Raw genomic sequence first — 18,681 nt, 5'->3', positions numbered from 1 at the left:
TGCCACGTGGTTGTCAGTTGAACACGTCCTGCCGGTAGCGGCCCTGCGCCACCAGACCGGCGAACCAGTCCGATGCCGCGTCGGCCGTCATGCCGCCCTGCTGCGCGCCGATCTCGATCAGCACCTGCCGCACGGCGGGCGCCATGCGCCGTCCGTCGCCGCAGACATAGACCATCGCCCCGGCCTGCAGTTGGTCCCAGACCTGCGCGCGCCGCTGCCAGAGCAGATCCTGCACATAGCGCGCGGCGCCGGGCACCACCGAGTACGCCGTGTGGACCTCGGCGACGCCCGCGTCGGCCCAGGCCGCGATCTCGTCGTGGAACAGCCAGTCGTGCCGGGGATGGCGGCAGCCGAAGTACAGCTGCACCGGCGTGATGCTCTGCCCGGCCGCCTGCTGGGCGGCGCGCTCTTCCAGAAAGCCCCGGAACGGCGCGATGCCCGTACCGGGGCCGATCAGCAGCATCGGCACCGATGGATCGTCAGGCGGCGCGAACGGCGGATTCGGCGTGCGGATCGACGCCGATATGCGCGCCCCCGGCGGCAGGCCCTGCAGCCACGTGGACGCCACGCCGCGGAACTGGCCGCGCCCCGACAGCGCAGGCGCCCAGACCGTGCCCACCAGCAGCGTCGCGGCATCAGGCGAGACCCGTGGCGACGAAGCAATCGAATAGAAGCGCGGCCGCATCGGCACCGTGCAGGCCAGCAGTTGCGGGAGCGTCAGGGCGATGGCCGGGAAGCGGATCAGCACATCGAGCAGGTTCAGCCGCCGCGCGGCCACCTGGGCGGCGTAGCCGGTATCGGCATCGTCGGCGGCAAGCTGCTCCAGCGACTGGCGTGTGAACGGGCAGCGTGTGGCCTGCGCCAGCGCACACAGCGTCTGGCGCGACACCACGTCCTGCAGTTCGACGAAGTGCGTCAGCAGTTGCCGCAGCGGCAGCGTTTCGCCAATCGGCAGCCCGCGCCCGGCGCCTTGGCGGGCCGACAGCGTGACCATGGCCTCGGCGTCAAGGTCCAGGCGCTCGCAGAGCGCCGCCACCAGTGCCGCGTCATTCTGTGGCCAGATCGCAACGTGATCGCCGGTCCGGTAGGTCGTACCGGGTGGCAGTTGCAGCCGGATGTCGCGCGTCGATGTGCGCGGCGCTTCGATGGCGAAGTCCCATAGCCCGGCGGGATCGGCAACCAGTTCGGCATTGGCCAGCACCGTAAAGGCCTGCGTGCCGGCCGGCAGGGTGTCGGCGCGCATGGCTTCGACGCTGCGCCACTGCACGTCCACGCTGATGCCGCCCGTGCTGGCATCGTCGGCCTGCAGCGCCCGCCACAACTGCGCCAGCCAGCGTTCCGCCGCCTGGTCGAAATCGGCATTGCCATCGGCCTCGCCGCGCGGCAGCAACGGGACAGCGCCGGCGGCCGTGAAAAAGTCGAACACGCGGCGCGGAAAGGCCTGGTATGTCGCCCATTGCGCGTTGCCGCAGCCGAGCAACGCCAGCCGCAAGCCCTCGGCGCGGTAGCCGCCGGCACCGCCGGCATCGAGCATCGCTTCGAACCGACGGCCGGAATCCGGCGCGCGGCCGTTGTAAGTGGCCGCCACCACCACCAGCAGGCCCGAGGTCGGCAGGGCATCGGCCACGTCGTCCAGATCGGCCAGGGTGGCATCGAAGCCCGCTGCCACGGCGCCGCCATGGATCTGCTCCGCCAGCTCGCGTGCCGTGCCCAGGCTCGACGCGCACAGCACGGTCATGGCGTGGCCGTTGCCCCGTACGTCGGCCTGCGCGGCATCGGCCACCCCCTCGTTGACGGCCTGCACGGCGATTCGCTCATGCGGACGCCGGCGCCTGGCGCGCAGCACGAAGTTGTCGGGCTTGATCGTCAGCGTTTCCTTGAGCCGGAACTGGTAGTCGTACGGATCGTGGAATGCGAAGTTGCGCAGCATCAGCGCCAGCGCCAGCTTGGCCTCGGTCAGCGCAAACTGGCGGCCGATACAGGCGCGTTCGCCATGGCCAAACGGCATATAGGCGTGCGCCGGCAGCGCCGCTTCGTTCTCGGGCAGGAAGCGGTCGATATCGAACCGCTCCGGGTGCGCCCACACCTTCGGATCGCGATGCAGCGCCGTCAGCACCACCGAGATGCGACGGTTCTGCCGCAACCGGTAGCGGCCGCCGATCACCACATCGTCGAACGGCGCCACCGCGAAGGCCGGCGCGGTCGGCCACAGGCGTAGTGTTTCCTTCAAAACACGATCCAGCACAGGCAGGCGCGCCAGGTCGGCATAGACCGGCGGCGCGTCGCCGGGCAGCACGGCGTCAACTTCGGCATAGGCCTGCGCCAGTACGGCCGGGTTGCGCAGCAGTTCGTACAGCGTGAAGGTCAGCAGGCCGCTGGTGGTTTCGTGGCCGGCGATCAGGAATGTGATGACCTGGTTGCGGATATTGGCGTCGTCGAGCTGGCGGTCCGTCTCGGGGTCGCGCGCTTCGAGCATCAGGTTCAGCAGGTCCATGCCCGGCCGGGGCGCGGTCCGGCGCTGGCGGATCACGTCGTCCACGAGGTTGCGCATGTAGGCCACGTCGTCGGCGAACTGGCGGTGCGCGCGGCCCATGAAGCGGTCCTGGATCGGCAGGCGCGTGAGCTTGCGCATGGCCTCTTCCAGCGCGCCCACCATCGCCACGATAAACGGGTCAAGCTCTTCGCTGGCGAACGACGCGAAGTCGTAGCCGAAGCCGGACAGCGCGATGGTGTCGAGCGTCAGCCGCGTCATGTCGTCGGCCACGGCGATATCGGCATCGGGCCCCTTGCGGTCCCATTTGTCCACCAGCCGGTTGGCCACGCGCAGCATCACGTCGAAGTAGCCCTTCATCGCGCGCTGGCTGAAGGCCGGCATCAGGATGCGGTGCGCGCAGCCCCAGTTGGGCTCGTCGCTATGGGCGGTGAACAGGCCGTCGCCGGCCATGTCGCGCAGATACGACAGTGGCGGCCCGATGATCTTGCGAAAGCGCGCCGGGTCGCAAACTTCGGCCGCCAGCGCCACCGACGACACGAACGGCACGCGCCGGCCAGCGAAATCAAGCTCGAAGATGCCGTCGTGATGACGGCTGCGCGCCAGCAGGTGCTGGCCGACTTCGCCGGGCGTGATCTGGAACAGGTTGCCGACGATGGGCCAGCCGGGATCGCGCGGAATCGGTTCCAGGGTAGCGGCGGACGTGACGGATGACATGGATGGGGGCGTTCCTTGTCGAAATCGGAAATGGCTGGGCGGCGCGATGCCAGAGCATGCCTGTCTATCGCCACATTGTCCCGCCCGGTCTCCGTCCGTTTGAAATATTTGTTCGGCTTCCGAGGCGGCCCTCTAATCGACCACCCGCCCGCGCAGCGCCTTGATCTGGCCGCGCTGCACCTTGGCGTCGAGACGGCGGACCTTCGACGCCCGGGTGGGCCGGGTGGCGCGCCGGATGCGCGGCGGCTGGGCCACGCTGCGTACCAGTTCATGCAGGCGCCGGATGGCTTCCTCGCGGTTCATTTCCAGGCTGCGGTGCTGCTGCGCCTTGATGACGATCACCCCATCGCGCGTGATGCGGTGGTCGTGCAGCGCCAGCAGGCGTTCCTTGTGATCGGCGGCCAGCGACGACGTGCGCACGTCATAACGCAGGTGTACCGCATTGGACACCTTGTTGATGTTCTGCCCGCCCGCGCCCTGCGCGCGGATTGCGGTGATCTCGTACTCGTGGTGAGGGATGAACAGGTCGTCGGCCATGCGCCGCATCATAGCAACGCATGGCCGGGCGGTGTGCGGCGCCTCGTGTCACGGCGCCGGCTTGATGTTCTGGTTCGAGCAGAACAGGTTCTGCGGATCGTACGTGCGCTTGGCCCGCGCCAGGCGGTCGAAGTTGTGGCCGTACGCCGCGTTGACGCGCGCGCCTTCGTCCTCGGTCATGAAATTCACATACACGCCGCCCGTGGCATAGGGCGCGGTGGCGTCGAAGAAGTCGCGCGCCCAGCCGATGCAGGCAGTGTCCTCGTCGGTACGGTCCCAGCGCGAATGCACGTTCATCACGTAGCGCGCGTCGCGGTGGTGGTATGCCGTGGCGTCGGGTGGCACGCGGTTGGCCACGCCGCCCACCTGTCCGATAAAGATCTCGGCATGGGCCGACGGCCCGCGCGCCGCGTAGTCGGTCATCAGGTCGATGGCCGCGTCGTCCAGCCGCGTGAAGTTGTGAGACTTCCAGTAATTGCGCGCACCCGGTGTCAGCAGCGGGTCGAACGCCTGCTGCCAGGCCGTGTAGGGCATCTGCCCGACATGCTCGCCAATGGCCTGGCCGAATCCGCGCAGGGGGTCGATCGCCCTGTCGGCCTTCCCCGGGTCGCCGTTATAGAAGACCGCCAGCACCACCACATTGGCGCCGTGTGCCGACGACGGCAGGAATGGCAGCGGGGGCGCCTTGCGCAGGACGACCCAGACGTTCATATCGTCAGGCATGGCCGATTCCGTAAAAGCGCGGTACTGGCGCAGCACCGACTTGCCTTCGACGGCCGGGAACACGATCAGCCCGGCCGTCACCAGCGGGCCCACCGCATGCACCTTGAACTCGAACAGCGTGACCACGCCGAAATTGCCGCCGCCACCGCGCAGGGCCCAGAACAGTTCCGGCTCGTGGTTGGCATCGGCCCAGCGTCGCTCGCCATCGGCCGTCACGACCTCGCAGCCCCGCAGGTTATCGACGGTCATGCCGTACTGGCGGGTCAGCCAGCCGAATCCGCCGCCAAGGGTCAGCCCCGCCACCCCCGTCGTCGAGTTGATGCCGAGCGGCGTGGCCAGGGCGAGGGCCTGTGCCTCGTGGTCAAAATCACCCAACGTGGCGCCAGGGCTCACCCACGCGACCTTGTCGCGCGGATCGATATGGACGGCGCGCAACCCTGACAGGTCGACAACCAGCCCGTCATGGCAGATGGCGCTGCCGGCAATGTTGTGGCCACCGCCGCGCACGGCGACCGGCAGACCATGATCGCGCGCAAAGTTGACGGCCTGCATCACATCGGCCGTGCCCGTGCATTGGACGATGACCGCAGGCCGGCGGTCGACAGTGGCGTTCCAGACGGTGCGCGCCACGTCGTAACCGGCGTGGTGCGGCAGCAGCACCTTGCCGCGCACGGCCTTGCGCAGCATTTCGATGTGGTCGGCGGCAAGCGTGGGCATGATGAACCCTCCCCTTTCTCAACAACGATCTTCTCGGGAAAGGCTACCGATGCAAGGCACGCGCCAGGCACCGGCGATCGGCTTCGCACCAACGGTTGCGGCGATGATGTGCCTGCTTATGACCGAGCGGTCCGCACAAACTGTTGCACTCTTGAGGCGACGTTGGCAAGACACCGCCATGCCAGGCAGATCTTGCGCAGAGGTCGGCATCTCGCGCTGTGAGGTCCAGCATTGAACGACGAATGACACGGAACGGCATCTGCCGGCCGCTCCGCCCCGCCTACCCCTTGACGCAGACCACCTGCCGCAGGGTGTGGACAACTTCCACCAGGCTGCTCTGGGCGGCCATGACAGCGTCGATGTCCTTGTAGGCCATCGGGATCTCGTCGATCACTGCCGCGTCCTTGCGGCATTCCACGTGCGCGGTGGCCTTGACGTGGTCCGCCACCGTATAGCGGCGCCTGGCCTCGCTGCGGCTCATGGTGCGGCCGGCGCCGTGACTGCAGGAGCAGAAGCTTTCGGCGTTCCCAAGCCCGCGCACGATGAAGCTCCTGGCGCCCATCGACCCCGGGATGATGCCGAGTTGGCCCTTCTGTGCCGAGACAGCGCCCTTGCGCGTCACGAAGACATCGGCGCCAAAGTGGCGCTCTTTCTGCACATAGTTGTGGTGGCAGTTCACCGCGTGCTCATCCACCGCGAATGGCTTGCCGATTGCGGCCCGCGCCGCCCCGACCACGGCGGCCATCATCACTTCGCGATTGCGGCGCGCGTATTCCTGCGCCCAGCCCACGGCCTCGACGTAGTCGTCGAAATGCGCGCTGCCTTCTTCGAAATACGCCAGGTCACGATCGGGCAGGTTGGCAATGTGGTGTCGCATGTCCTGCTGCGCCAGTTCGATGAACTGCGTGCCGATAGCATTGCCCACGCCACGTGACCCGCTATGGAGCATGAACCAGACCGTGCCGCTTTCGTCGAGGCAGACTTCGATGAAGTGATTGCCCGTGCCGAGCGTCCCGAGGTGGACATGGTTGTTCGTCCGCGCGAGCCTGGGGTATTTCTGGCAGATTCGCTCGAAGCCCGGCACCAGCGTCTTCCACGCTTCGTCCACGGCGTGGGGCGGACGATCACCCCAGGCACCCGGATCGCGCCGTCCCGGCGCGCGGCCATGCGGCACCGCACGTTCGATAGCGCCGCGCAGTCCATGCAATGAATCGGGCAGGTCCGCCGCCTTGAGCGTCGTGCGCGCAGCCATCATGCCGCAGCCGATGTCGACGCCCACCGCCGCTGGGATGATGGCTCCTTGGGTAGGAATAACCGTGCCTATCGTCGATCCCTTGCCCAGATGTACATCCGGCATCACGGCCAGATGATGGAACACGAAGGGCATGCGCGCGGTGTTCTGCAACTGCCGCCGGGCATCAGCCTCGACGGGCACGCCAGCCGTCCACATCTTGACTGGCTTGCCGTTGGCCAGCGCCATCACCTGATAGTCGGTCTGTTCGTTCATCTTGCATCCTGTCTCTCTGTCTCGATGCGCGGTGCATCGATTCACCTGTTCATTGGGCCTGCAGCGTGCCGGGCCGTTCCGCATCCGGGCCTTCCGCCCAATATCCAGCGCCCCCGCCCCGGTGCTAGAACGGAAACTCGGCGCCGACAGATTGAAGGGGATGCCATGAAACGCCTGCCACTGATCCTTGCCCTCTGGACGGCCCTGCTGCTTGGCGGCTGCTATTACGGCTATCCGCCCGCGCCAGGACCGGGACCGACCAGCTACGACCGCTCGTTCTACGCGGCGGCCGATGCCATGCGCGACCAGGGCGTGGCCGTGCAGACGCAGGAGCCGACCACCGGCAATATCACCGGCTACTACGGCAGCACCCCCGTGGCGGCCATGATCCGGCAGCAGTCGGATGGCAGCGTGCGCGTGGAATTCCAGGCGGCCGATTCCCGCGATCCGGGGCTGGTCAACCGGATCACGCAAAGCTATCAACGGCGGATGGGGCGATAAGGGAATGCGGGCTTTTCAGGGAAATCGGCCCCGCGAGTGACAGAGATTCGCACCGTGGCCAGAAAATGGCGTACTCGTGGCGTCGGAGCCCAGGGCGCGAAGCATTTCGCGCTTCGAAGGGGACATTTGGCGAAGTGCCAGCGAATCAGTCAGATTGGCGCGCCCGGCTGGGATCGAACCAGCAACCCCTGCCTTCGGAGGGCAGTACTCTATCCATTGAGCTACGGGCGCGTTGTGAGCTGCATTGACAACGGCGAGTGCCGTCGTCGGAAAGTCGCATAGGATACCCGACTTGTCCGTGGCCGTCCATGCGGGATGCGCCGGGGGCCTGCCAACCCGGGTTTTCACAGGTCTCTGAGCCGTCGCTTTTGGCCCCCGGGGCCGAGTCTTGGGTCTATAATCGGCAGCTATTTGCGTCGTACCAGAGACGTAGCGGGGCAGGAGACGCCCCGGACGCGAAGACCGACAGATTCATCCCCGAAGACAGGGCCAGACAAGCAAGCCGCCCCCACGTGCTGTGCAATAGGTTTCCCGCAAAATCGAGAGTTCTGTATGAGTGACGTCCATCAAAACGACCACCACGAGTCGCCAATCAAGACCCCTAAGCAGCTTATCGCTGTTGTGATCGCCGCCTTCCTGGTGCCGATCATCGTCATCATCCTGCTGGTCAATTTTGTCGGACATGGCACCCGCGAGGGCGCCGGCTCCACCCAGAGCGTGGAGGCGGTGAACAGCCGTATCGCGCCGGTCGCGTCACTCGAAATCAAGGATCCCAATGCCCCGCGCGTCTTCAAGACGGGCGAGCAGGTCTACAAGGAAGTTTGCGCCGCGTGCCACGCCACGGGCGCGGCCGGTGCGCCGAAGTACGGCACGGCCGGCGACTGGACGGCCCGGATCGGCCAGGGCTTCGATGGCCTGCTGAAGGCTGTGCTGAACGGCAAGGGCGCGATGCCCGCCCGCGCCGGCACGTCTCCGGACGATCTCAGCGATTACGAACTGGCCCGCGCCGTGGTCTACATGGCCGATGCCGGCGGCGCCAAGTTTCCCGAGCCGGCTGCCCCGGCCCAGGGTGCCACCGCCCAGGCTGCGGCCTCGGCGCCCGAGGCGGCTGCAGCACCGGCCGCCGCCGCGCCCGCACCTGCGGCAGCTCCTGCCCCGGCAGCCGCTGCACCGGCTGCACCCGCTGCTGCACCGGCTGTGGCATCGGCAGACACGGGCAAGAAGGTCTACGAACAGGTTTGCGCCGCCTGCCACGCAGCCGGCGTGGCCGGTGCGCCGAAGTTCGGCGACAAGGCTGCCTGGGCCCCCCGCCTCAAGGAAGGCATGGACGTGGTTCACAACTACGCGCTCAAGGGCAAGGGTGTGATGCCGCCCAAGGGTGGCTACGCCGGTCCGGATGCGGACGTGATCGCCGCGTCCGATTACATGGCCAACGCAGCCAAATAAGCGTCCTACGCTTCAATCCAGGTCCGGGCAACCGGGCCTGCGCCCAGTAAAAAGCCCGCGAATGTGTCGCGGGCTTTTTCGTTTCCGCCGTTGCCGCGGCCGCTAGACCACGCGCGAATAGCGCACCAGCGGGATCACCTTGGCATCGTTGGCGGCGCTGGGCGCCGACTGCGGACGGGCGGCGTCGTCGCGCAGGTAGCGGTCGAACACCATGGCCACGCGGCGTACCAGCAGGCGTCCCAACTCGGTAATGTCGATGCGGGCCGGCGTGCGGCGTACCAGATTGTCCTCCGCGAGCCGGTCCAGGTCGGCCAGCTCGGCGGCGAAGGTGGCGGCGAAGTCGATGCCGCAGGTTTTTTCGACCTCGGCAATGTCCAGCGTGCCATTGCACATCAGCGCGCCGATGATGGCCTTGCGCAGATGGTCGTCGGCCGACATCTCGAAACCGCGCACCACCGGCAGCCGCCCGGCATCGATCGCGGCGTAGTAGTCGTCCGTGGTACGGGCGTTCTGCACATAGTGGCCGGCCACGGCGCCGATGGCCGATACGCCAAGACCGATCTGGTCGTAGCCGGCATGCGTGGCATAGCCCTGGAAATTGCGTTGCAGCCGGCCTTCACGCTGGGCTATCGCGAGGTCGTCGTCGGGCAGCGCAAAGTGATCCATGCCGATGTAGACATAGCCGGCGGCGGTCAGCCGTTCGATCGTCGAGACCAGGATATCGAGCTTCTCGGCGGCCGGCGGCAGTGTTGCGGCATCAATACGGCGTTGCGGCTTGAACACGTGCGGCAGGTGGGCGTAGCTGTACACCGACAGCCGGTTTGGCCGCAACTCCAGTACCTTTTCGATCGTCTTGCCGAAGCGCGCGGTGGTCTGGTGCGGCAGGCCGTAGATCAGGTCCACGCTGACCGACTGGAATCCCAGGCGGCGCGCCGCCAGCACCACGGCGCGCGTTTCCTCGTACGACTGCACCCGGTGCACGGCCTCCTGCACCTCGGGATCGAAATCCTGCACGCCCAGGCTGATGCGGTTGAAACCCAGTTCGGCCAGCAGGTCCATGCGTGCGTCGGTGACGCGGCGCGGATCGATCTCGATCGAATGCTCACCCTCCGGCAGCAGCACGAAATGCTCGTGCAGCGCCGCCATCACCCGGCGCATTTCGTCGGGGTCGAGGAAGGTCGGCGTGCCGCCGCCCCAGTGCGACTGCATCACGGCGCGTCGCTCGCCCAGGCGCCCGGCGACCATCGCCATTTCGCGCGACAGGTAGTCCACATACTGCGCGCTACGGCTGTGATCCTTGGTGATGATCTTGTTGCAACCGCAGTAGTAGCAGATGTTCTCGCAGAACGGGATATGGAGATACAGCGACAGCGGCGCCGGCGAATCGGCGCGGCACGCCTGCAGCGCCGTCTGGTAGCCGGCGTCGCCCACTTCGTTGTGGAAGCGATCGGCGGTGGGATAGGAGGTATAGCGGGGACCGTTGCCGTCGATACGGCCGGCGAGGCTGCGGAAATCGGCAAGCGCGCGGCGGTCGAAAGCCGTGCCGGCGACGTCTGGAATGGGGGCGGACATGCGGAGACTCGTTTTGTGGGCGGAGTGACGATCGATGCTATGCCTCGCCCGGCGCAACAACCTTGATGCGCATCAAGAGCATGGCGATGCTCCGCCTGCCATCCCTGCCAATGGGGGGCCGCATGTCTGGCAAAAGTCACGGAAGCGTCATGAACGGCCGATAGTCTCGGGCCCGGCTCTCGAAGCCGCGCCTTTGCTTTCCGCAGCACATCCTGTCCATCCGACTCCCACTGCCATGCGCCCAGCCTTGCCGCAGTCGCCCCTCGCGTGTCCGCCCGCTTCAACGGGCCGCCGCCGCGCCTTGCAGATGCTAGGCGCCCTGACTTCCGCCGCTGTGCTGCCGGCGCTGGCACAGCCGGCCGGCCAGATTCTGCGCCGCCAGCTTGTCGTGGGCCACCTGGTGGACCGCGTGGGACCACAAGCCGATCAGGCGCGTGACTATCTGGCGGGTGCCAAGGTGATGTTTGATGCCTTCAACGCGTCGCAGGCCGGCAACGGCGGGCTGCGCATCGTTCATCTGGTGCGCGATGCGGACGCGTCGAACCCGCGCGCCGCCGCCGCACAGGCCCTGGCGCTGGCCGACAACGAACGTGCGGAGGTGCTGTTCGGGCCTGGCGACAGCCTCCTGCCCACGCTGGCGGGCTCGGCGGACCTTACGCGGCGCGGGGTGCAGATCGTCGCGCCGCTGTCGGGGCTGGCGCTGCGCGCCGACAACGTGTGGTTCACGCGCGCCGACTATCAGGCCGAACTCGATGCCGCCGTGCATCAGCTGCGCAGCTACGGGCTGACCGGCATCGCGCTGGCGGTATCGCCCGATTTCGCGGCGGGCACGCTCGGAGTCGGCACGCCGTGGCTGGCCCGTCTGGAAAAGGACATCTCGACGCGCGCCGTGGGGCTGACGGGCAATTTCGACGACAGCGCCCGGCGCATTGCCGCGGCCCGGCCCGGCGCCGTGATCGTCGCTGGCGACACGCTCGCCTATGGCGGCCTGGGCCGCGCACTGGCGGCGCAAAACTGGTACGGCTTTCTGGTAGGGCTTTCGGCGGTCAGCCCGTCGTCGGCGCGCGAGATCCTGGGCGCCAGCTATGCGGGTGGCATGGTGGTGACACAGATCGCACCGGGACCGCAGGAGTCGACGCTGCGCGTAGTGAAGGAGCACGTGGCCCGCATGAAGCAGTACCTGGACGAGCCGCCCTCGCCTGCCACGCTGGCCGGCTATATCGGTGCGGCCTGGCTGGTGCGCGCGGCCGCCGGCATGAAGGCGCCGGGCACGGCGGAATTGCGGCGCGTGCTGCAGGCCCGCATCGACGTCGGCGATTTCACGCTGGACTTCACGCGTGGCCTGCGCGGGTCGCAGTATGTGCAGCTGGCGGCGATCGGCAAGAGCGGACTGCCGCAGCGCGCCTGAGCGCAGGCTTGATCGCTACGGTCAGGCGCGCGGCAGCGTGATGCTGACGCGCAGGCCACCCTCCGCCCGGTTGGTCAGCTTCAATTCGCCACCGTGGCGCGCCACGATATCGGCGGCAATCGACAGGCCCATGCCCACCCCGCCGGTGGCGCGGCTGCGCGACGACTCCACGCGATAGAACGGCTCCAGCACGCGCTGCAGTTCGGCCGGCGGAATGCCGGGACCGTTGTCGCAAACATCGATCGAGACGCGCTCGGGGCTGTCGGTAAGGATGATGTGCGCGGCCCCGCCATAGCGGTGTGCGTTCTCCACCAGGTTCACCACGGCGCGCCGCAGTTCGGTCGGATAGGCCAGCAGCGGCGCCGCATCGCCAGACAGGCGCACGTCCTGGCCGATTTCCTGGGCGTCGTCGACCACCGCCTGCAGCAGCGCCACCATGTCTACCCGCTGGCGCGGGCCGGCGCCGTCGTCGCGTTCGCGCAGGTAATACAGCGTGGCGTCGATCAGGCCATTCATCTCGGCCAGATCCTGACGCAGGCGATAGCGCACGTCGTTGTCCTCGATGCGTTCGATACGCAGGCTCATGCGCGTCAGCGGCGTGCGCAGGTCATGCGACACCGCTGCCAGGAAGCGCGACTGCTGCGCCAGCTGGGTACGGATGCGCTGCTGCATCAGGTTCAGCGCGTGCGTGGCGTCGCGCGCTTCGGCGGGGCCGGTGTCTTCGTCCAGCGGTGGCGCGTGGACGTCCTGCGCCAGACGGTTCGCGCCGCTGGCCAGTTGCTGCACCGGCCGCGCCAGCAGGCGGGCGCCCACCCACGAAGCGATCAGGATGGCCGCAAGCTGGAAGATCAGACCCAGGTGCGGCGGCCAGATGCCGCGAATATGAAATCCCTTCGGCGCCCCGGATGGACGGTCGAATGGCCGGCGCTCGCCGAACGCCTCGGGGCGCAACGGCGGGCCATCGAAATCGAACGGTTCATTGCCGCGCATGCCGGGCGGCGGGCCAGGCGGCCGGTCGGGCATGAAAACGCCTTCGAGCGGATGCGAAGGCGGGCCGCTCGGCACCAGCCGGCCCGCCGCCTCGGCATCGGAAGCGGCGCGGCGCATGCGCTCCATGTAGCGTTCCGACCCCGGGCGCGGAAACACGCTCTCGATCACGGTCACGCCCAGCACATGCACGGCCAGCATGATGGCGGTCATCACGAAGAACAACCGCATGAACATCGAATTGAACCGGCGGCGTCTGGCCGGTTCGGCGGCGCGCGGCTCGGGCCGCACCGCCGAAGCGCCGCCCGTGGACGGCGGAATCGCGGCAGCCATGCCTTCAGTGCTCCACGTTGCCGGTGAACACGTAACCTTCGCCACGCACGGTGCGGATCAGCGACGAGTCGCGCGGATCGTCGCGCAGCTTCTGGCGCAGCCGCGATACCAGCAGGTCGATGCTGCGGTCGAAGACGTCCAGGTCGCGGCCGCGCGCATTGTTGATCAGCATCTCGCGGTCAAGCACGCGGTTCGGATTCTCGATAAACGTCAGCAACAGGCGGAATTCGGCGTTGGACAGCGGCACCACGGTTTCTTCCGCATCGACCAGCTGGCGCAGCGTGGCATTCAGGCGCCAGCAGCCGAAGCGCATCTCGTGCCCGGCCGTGGCGGGCGTCGTGCGGCGTACGTCGCCCCGGCTGCGCCGCAGCACCGTGTGGATGCGCGCCACCAGCTCGCGCATCTCGAACGGCTTGGTCACGTAGTCGTCGGCGCCCACTTCCAGCCCCACCACGCGGTCGGCCAGTTCGGCACGCGCGGTCAGCATGATCACCGGCAGGTTGCTCTGCTCGCGAATCTCGCGGCACAGCGTCAGGCCGTTTTCGCCCGGCAGCGACAGGTCGAGGATCACCAGGTCGTATTCCTGGCGGCCTATCGCCGCGCGCATCGCCGCGCCGCCTTCCGCGCCCTCGGCCTCCATGCCGAACGTGGCCAGGTATTCGGCCAGCATGGAGCGGATCTGGGGATCGTCATCGACGATCAGCAGACGAATGGGCAGGTTGGGCGACAGGTCCATGGAGAAAATGTGAGGAATACGCGGGACATCCGATCGGCCAATGTACCAGTCGGGAGATTACAGGCGATGCCCGCTTTGTATCAGTTTTGATACGTGCCGCGCACGGCACATAGGCCGCGTTGGGGCGCCGGGAGGTGGTCGGCGCAGCGGGTACGGCCAGGAGAAAAATACGCCCCCGGTGCTGCCGCATCCGGGAGCGTTCAACAGGGAAGAAGCCGGGCTCGCATGCGCCCAGCCACACCGCAGCCGAAGGGCGGGCGCGGTGCGTCGCGGGAACGTCCGAGAGACGTTTCCACGCGCCGCCCATCGTAGTGAGCCCGCCCCCGGCAGTCTTGTCGGCCTTGTATCAAGTCAGCCCGCGACGGGCTTGTTGAGCAGTGCCTTCAGGCCGGCGAGCCGGTCCTTCGGACTCATCGCCGGGGTGGTGTCCTGCGGTGCCGGGGCTTCCTCCAGCTTCATCTCGGCGATAAAGCGCGACGGCTCGACCGAATAGGTCTCGCGCGCCCGCTTGCGCTTCTTGCACCAGCTGATCTGCAGGCTGCGCTGTGCACGCGTGATGCCCACATACATCAGCCGGCGCTCTTCCTCGATCTTCCCGTCGTCCAGGTCTTCGTCCTCGCGTGTGTGGGGCAGGATGCCCTCTTCCACGCCCACCAGGAACACGTGCGGATATTCCAGGCCTTTCGACGCGTGCAGGGTCGACAGCCGCACGGCGTCAGGATCTTCGTCGCGGCCTTCGAGCATGCTCATCAGCGCCACCGTCTGGGTCAGTTCGAGCAGGTTCTTGCCTTCGTTGCCGAAGCCGTCTGCCGTGTCGAACCCGGTGGCCTCGCCCTCGCCTTCGGTCTCCGGACGCGTGCCCTTGCGCTTGAGCCAGTCCAGGAATTCCAGCGTGTTGGTCCAGCGCGACTGCGCCTGCCGTTCGTCGAAGGTGTCGTACAGATAGGCCTCGTAGTGGATGCCTTCCATCAGGTCGTCCAGCACCACGGTGGCCGGGTCCCTGGCCGCGCGGTCGGCCAGCCGCACCATCGATTCGCAGAACGTTCGCAGCGGTTCCAGCTGGCGTGGCTGCAGCCTGGCCTCGATGCCGCCCATCATCGCCGCCTCGAACAGCGACACCTTGGCCTGGCCGGCAAATGTGCCCAGCGCCTCGAGCGTGGTGTTGCCCACCCCACGGCGCGGCGTGGTGATGGCGCGGATGAATGCCGGGTCATCGTCCGGGTTGGCGATCAGGCGCAGGTAGGCGCAGATGTCCTTGATCTCGGCCTTGTCGAAGAAGCTCTGGCCGCCCGACAGCACGTACGGGATGCGTTCGCGCCGCAGGATCTGCTCGAACAGCCGCGCCTGGTGGTTGCCGCGATACAGGATGGCGTAATCGCGAAACTGCGCGCGTCGCTCGAACTTGTGCGCGGACAGGCGGAACACCACCGACTCGGCCTCGTGCTCCTCGTCGTTCATTGCGTGGATGGCAATCGGATCGCCCATGCCGTGTTCCGACCACAGCTTCTTGTCGAACAGCTTCGGGTTGTTGGCGATGACCGCGTTGGCCGCTTCGAGGATGCGCACGGTCGAGCGGTAGTTCTGCTCCAGCTTGACCACCTTCAGGTCCGGAAAATCGGACTGCAGCAGCCGCAGGTTGTCCAGCGTGGCGCCGCGCCAGCCGTAGATGGCCTGGTCGTCGTCGCCCACCGCCGTGAAAGCCGGCGCGCGCAGGTGCGAGCCGCCCGCCAGCAGCTTCAGCAACTGGTACTGGCACGCGTTGGTGTCTTGGTATTCGTCGACCAGGAAATAGCGCAGGCGGTTCTGCCACTTCAAACGCACGGCCTCGTCGCGGGCGAACAGTTCGGCCGGCAGGCGGATCAGGTCGTCGAAGTCCACCGCCTGGTACGCGTTCAGCGTGGCCACGTAGTTGCGATAGACCATCGCGGCCTGGTGCTCGTCGGCATTGGCGGCCTGCGCGAGCGCGGTCTCGGGATCGACCATGCCGTTCTTCCACAGCGAAATGGTGCTTTGCACGCTGCGGATCAGCTTCTTGTCGGTGGTCCCCAGTTGCTCCTGGACGAGCCCGAAGCAGTCGTCCGAATCCATGATCGAGAATTGCGGCTTCAACCCCACATGCTCGGCTTCCATGCGCAAGATTTGCACGCCCAGCGAGTGAAACGTACAAACCGTCAGCTGCTTGAGTGGAATGCGCTTCCCTTCGCGCGTGGTCTTGCCTTCCATCAGCTTGCCAATGCGCTCCTGCATCTCTTTCGCCGCCTTGTTCGTAAAGGTGACGGCGGCAATGTGACGCGGCTCGAACCCCTTGTCCTCGATCAAGTGGGCGATTTTCTGCGTGATCACGCGCGTCTTGCCCGACCCGGCGCCGGCCAGCACGAGGCAGGGGCCGTCCAGGTAGCGGACCGCTTCGGATTGCGCGGCATTGAGTCCGTGAGTCATGAGGCTGGGGAGTGTGGCAGGCGGGATGGCTCATGGCGCACCTGCGGGGCGGCGCGCCGAAGGCGTCGATGTTAACACGCGCCGGAGGCAGGCACGGGCGTGTCGGGCGGCGTCCGACAAGAGGCGTTTCAGGCTGGTAACAATCGTAAAGCGGCGGATCCCGGGGCATGGAGCTTGCCTCTTATCGGACAGGACCGCACGGGTCTTGCGCGCAGCGCGACCGGTTCGGGACACATCCACAAATCGGAAACGATGATCTCGATGACAACAAAGGAGCCAATCATGAAGACGCTTCGCACTCTTTCGAAAGTTGCCCTGATCGGCGTGACGCTGGTGGGCTTTGCCGGCTGTGCGGACATGACCCCGAAGCAGCGGAATACCGCCATTGGTGCGGGCGCCGGCGCGCTGGGCGGTGCCGTGCTGACCGACGGTAGCGCGCTGGGCACGCTGGGCGGCGCGGCCGTGGGCGGCGTGGTCGGCAACGTGGTGACGAAGGACCGTCGCTAACCGGCCCGCCGTGGATTCCAATCCCGGGGGCGGGGCCGCCGGCCGGCGTCAGGCGTACGTTTGACAAAGGCTGACCGGTCCCGTACATTCTCGCGCATCCGGCCGGGAGAGCGCGCATCGATTGCGCCGCCGAAGGGGAACCACCCACAAACTCTCAGGCACCATGGACCGACCGGATCGGCATGCAACATGCACACGATGCATGCCGCACTCTGGAGAGCGACATCCGCCGCTGCCTTCGCGCAGGGTGAGCATGTCCACCGAAGGGGCGCACGAAGTCCAGGCTTCGTAATCTCTCAGGTATCGAGGACAGAGGGGTCATCCGCCGCAGCGGATTGGATGCACATTGGTGCGCCCGATCGTTGCGGCGGATGACCCTTTTTTCGTTTTCGAACCGCCCCCGAGGATTTCCATGACGCTCCAGGCCACGCCCCTCAACGCTATCCACCGCGCCCTCGGCGCCCGCATGGTCGACTTTGGCGGCTGGGACATGCCGGTCAACTACGGTTCGCAGATCGAGGAACACAATGCCGTGCGTGCCGATGCCGGCATGTTCGACGTGTCGCACATGTGCGTGGTCGACCTGCATGGCGCCAGCACGCGCGCCTTCCTGCGCGGCCTGCTGGCCAACAACGTCGACAAGCTGCAGACGCCGGGCAAGGCGCTGTATTCATGCATGCTCGACGAGAAAGGCGGCGTCATCGACGACCTGATCGTCTACTTCTTTGCCGAGGACCAATTCCGCCTAGTGGTGAACGCCAGCACGGCCCTTGGCGACATCGAATGGATCCAGTCGCGCAATGCAGCCACCGGCAGCGGCGTGACGATCACGCCGCGCCGTGGCGACGTGGCACCGGCCGGCACCGGCAAGCTGGCCATCGTGGCCGTGCAGGGGCCCAACGCCCGCGCCAAGGTCTACCAGGCCTTCCCCTCCACCCAGCCGGCCGACGCCCTGAAGCCATTCAACGCGCTGGTCGTGCAAGACCCCGAGATGGGCGAACTGATGGTCGCCCGCACCGGTTACACCGGCGAAGACGGCTTCGAGCTGGTGGTGCCGGCCGAGAACGTCGCCGGCATCTGGGAAAAGCTGATTGCCGCGGGCGTTCGCCCGGCGGGCCTGGGCGCGCGCGACACCCTGCGCCTGGAGGCCGGCATGAACCTGTACGGCCAGGACATGGATATCAATACGTCGCCGCTGGACGCGGGCCTGGCCTGGACGGTCGACCTGCAGAGCGAACGGGACTTCATCGGCAAGCAGGCCCTGATGGCCGGCGGCCAGAAGCAGACGTTCGCGGGCCTGATCCTGCGCGACAAGGGCGGCGTGCTGCGTGCGCACCAGAAGGTCATCACGGCTGCCGGCGCCGGCGAAATCACCAGCGGTACGTTCAGCCCGAGCCTGCAGCTGTCGATCGCTTTCGCCCGCCTGCCAAAGGACGTGGCGCCCGGCACCGACGTCCAGGTCGAGATTCGTGACCGCAAACTGACCGCGACTGTGGTTAAACTGCCGTTTGTGCGTAATGGCAAGGCACTCGTGAGCTGAGGCATCGCCCGGCTTCACATCAAACGGTCGCCCTTCCGCCCGTCCGCTCGAGCCCAACCTGCTGCGGACCGGGTGAATGAAACAAGAAACGAACTGTATCCCGGAGAACCTCATGAACTTCCCCGCTGACCTGAAGTACACCGAGTCGCACGAGTGGGTGCGCGTCGAAGCCGACGGCACGCTGACCATCGGCATTACCGACCACGCCCAGGACGCCCTGGGCGACATCGTCTTCCTGGAACTGCCCGAAGTGGGCAAGTCGGTGGGTGCCGGCGACGCCCTGGCCGTGGTGGAGTCCGTGAAGGCAGCTTCCGACATCTACGCCCCGGTGGCTGGCGAAGTGATCGCCGTCAACGACGCCGCCTCGGCATCGCCGGAATCGGTCAACGCCAACGCCTTCGACGCCTGGCTGTTCAAACTGAAGCCGGCCAATGCCGACGACGTGAACGGCCTGATGAACGTCGACGCCTACAAGGCCAGCGTCGGCGCCTGATCGCGCTGACTGTTTGATGCCGCGCGC

The 18,681-nt window shown here is 67.0% G+C and carries 14 protein-coding genes, 1 tRNA gene and 2 riboswitches; of the genes, 6 read left to right on the top strand and 9 right to left on the bottom strand.

The genetic code is table 11. The annotated features are described in order from the left end of the window. Positions 1-13: 13 nt before the first annotated feature. The 4 genes from BLQ58_RS22910 to BLQ58_RS22895 form a co-directional block, all read right to left on the bottom strand. Positions 14-3,208 (bottom strand): bifunctional cytochrome P450/NADPH--P450 reductase, encoded by a 3,195-nt coding sequence (locus BLQ58_RS22910; RefSeq protein ID WP_092602277.1) that lies wholly within the window; start codon positions 3,206-3,208, stop codon positions 14-16. Between the two features lie 132 nt (positions 3,209-3,340). Beyond that, on the bottom strand, positions 3,341-3,745 hold the full coding sequence (gene arfB, locus BLQ58_RS22905) for an alternative ribosome rescue aminoacyl-tRNA hydrolase ArfB (protein WP_175459975.1): 405 nt from the start codon (positions 3,743-3,745) through the stop codon (positions 3,341-3,343). A 48-nt stretch (positions 3,746-3,793) separates the two neighbouring features. Then, on the bottom strand, positions 3,794-5,185 hold the full coding sequence (locus BLQ58_RS22900) for an FAD-binding oxidoreductase (protein ID WP_092602273.1): 1,392 nt from the start codon (positions 5,183-5,185) through the stop codon (positions 3,794-3,796). 280 nt (positions 5,186-5,465) lie between these two features. Beyond that, positions 5,466-6,692, bottom strand: coding sequence for an RtcB family protein (locus tag BLQ58_RS22895; RefSeq protein WP_092602271.1), 1,227 nt, complete (start codon positions 6,690-6,692; stop codon positions 5,466-5,468). A gap of 165 nt (positions 6,693-6,857) precedes the next feature. Between BLQ58_RS22895 and BLQ58_RS22890 the strand changes: the two genes are divergently transcribed. After that, positions 6,858-7,193: a hypothetical protein gene (locus BLQ58_RS22890; RefSeq protein WP_092602269.1), complete on the top strand. Its 336-nt coding sequence runs from the start codon at positions 6,858-6,860 to the stop codon at positions 7,191-7,193. Positions 7,194-7,348: 155 nt separating this feature from the next. On the opposite strand, the gene BLQ58_RS22885 is transcribed toward BLQ58_RS22890, so the two are convergent. Beyond that, positions 7,349-7,424, bottom strand: a tRNA-Arg gene (locus BLQ58_RS22885). 321 nt (positions 7,425-7,745) lie between these two features. Here BLQ58_RS22885 and BLQ58_RS22880 point away from each other — a divergent pair. Then, positions 7,746-8,639: a c-type cytochrome gene (locus BLQ58_RS22880; RefSeq protein ID WP_092602267.1), complete on the top strand. Its 894-nt coding sequence runs from the start codon at positions 7,746-7,748 to the stop codon at positions 8,637-8,639. A gap of 102 nt (positions 8,640-8,741) precedes the next feature. Here the strand turns inward: BLQ58_RS22880 and hemN are convergent, their stop codons facing one another. After that, entirely contained in the window at positions 8,742-10,211 is a 1,470-nt protein-coding gene (gene hemN / locus BLQ58_RS22875; RefSeq protein ID WP_092602265.1) for an oxygen-independent coproporphyrinogen III oxidase, read from the bottom strand. A gap of 235 nt (positions 10,212-10,446) precedes the next feature. Here hemN and BLQ58_RS22870 point away from each other — a divergent pair, with 235 nt between their 5' ends. Further along, positions 10,447-11,619 (top strand): ABC transporter substrate-binding protein, encoded by a 1,173-nt coding sequence (locus BLQ58_RS22870; RefSeq protein WP_092602263.1) that lies wholly within the window; start codon positions 10,447-10,449, stop codon positions 11,617-11,619. Positions 11,620-11,640: 21 nt separating this feature from the next. Here the strand turns inward: BLQ58_RS22870 and BLQ58_RS22865 are convergent, their stop codons facing one another. The 3 genes from BLQ58_RS22865 to BLQ58_RS22855 form a co-directional block, all read right to left on the bottom strand. Beyond that, the gene (locus BLQ58_RS22865) at positions 11,641-12,939 is read right to left on the bottom strand and encodes an ATP-binding protein (RefSeq protein ID WP_092602261.1); all 1,299 of its coding nucleotides are present in this window, start codon (positions 12,937-12,939) and stop codon (positions 11,641-11,643) included. 4 nt (positions 12,940-12,943) lie between these two features. Further along, positions 12,944-13,675 (bottom strand): response regulator, encoded by a 732-nt coding sequence (locus BLQ58_RS22860; protein ID WP_092602259.1) that lies wholly within the window; start codon positions 13,673-13,675, stop codon positions 12,944-12,946. Between the two features lie 351 nt (positions 13,676-14,026). Further along, positions 14,027-16,114: a UvrD-helicase domain-containing protein gene (locus BLQ58_RS22855; RefSeq protein ID WP_092602257.1), complete on the bottom strand. Its 2,088-nt coding sequence runs from the start codon at positions 16,112-16,114 to the stop codon at positions 14,027-14,029. 282 nt (positions 16,115-16,396) lie between these two features. Between BLQ58_RS22855 and BLQ58_RS22850 the strand changes: the two genes are divergently transcribed. The 3 genes from BLQ58_RS22850 (at position 16,397) to gcvH (ending at position 18,654) form a co-directional block, all read left to right on the top strand. Further along, positions 16,397-16,621, top strand: coding sequence for a glycine zipper 2TM domain-containing protein (locus BLQ58_RS22850; protein WP_066736784.1), 225 nt, complete (start codon positions 16,397-16,399; stop codon positions 16,619-16,621). A 93-nt stretch (positions 16,622-16,714) separates the two neighbouring features. After that, a riboswitch (glycine riboswitch) is annotated at positions 16,715-16,802 on the top strand. A gap of 21 nt (positions 16,803-16,823) precedes the next feature. Then, a riboswitch (glycine riboswitch) is annotated at positions 16,824-16,944 on the top strand. Between the two features lie 89 nt (positions 16,945-17,033). Beyond that, a complete protein-coding gene (gcvT, locus tag BLQ58_RS22845; protein ID WP_092602255.1) occupies positions 17,034-18,161 on the top strand; it encodes a glycine cleavage system aminomethyltransferase GcvT in 1,128 nt (375 codons plus the stop codon). 112 nt (positions 18,162-18,273) lie between these two features. Further along, positions 18,274-18,654 (top strand): glycine cleavage system protein GcvH, encoded by a 381-nt coding sequence (gene gcvH, locus BLQ58_RS22840; RefSeq protein WP_092602253.1) that lies wholly within the window; start codon positions 18,274-18,276, stop codon positions 18,652-18,654. Positions 18,655-18,681: the final 27 nt, after the last annotated feature.

Origin of the sequence: Ralstonia sp. 25mfcol4.1, assembly GCF_900104095.1 — a bacterium.
GTDB lineage: Bacteria > Pseudomonadota > Gammaproteobacteria > Burkholderiales > Burkholderiaceae > Cupriavidus.
This window is presented reverse-complemented; position numbering and strand designations above follow the sequence as displayed.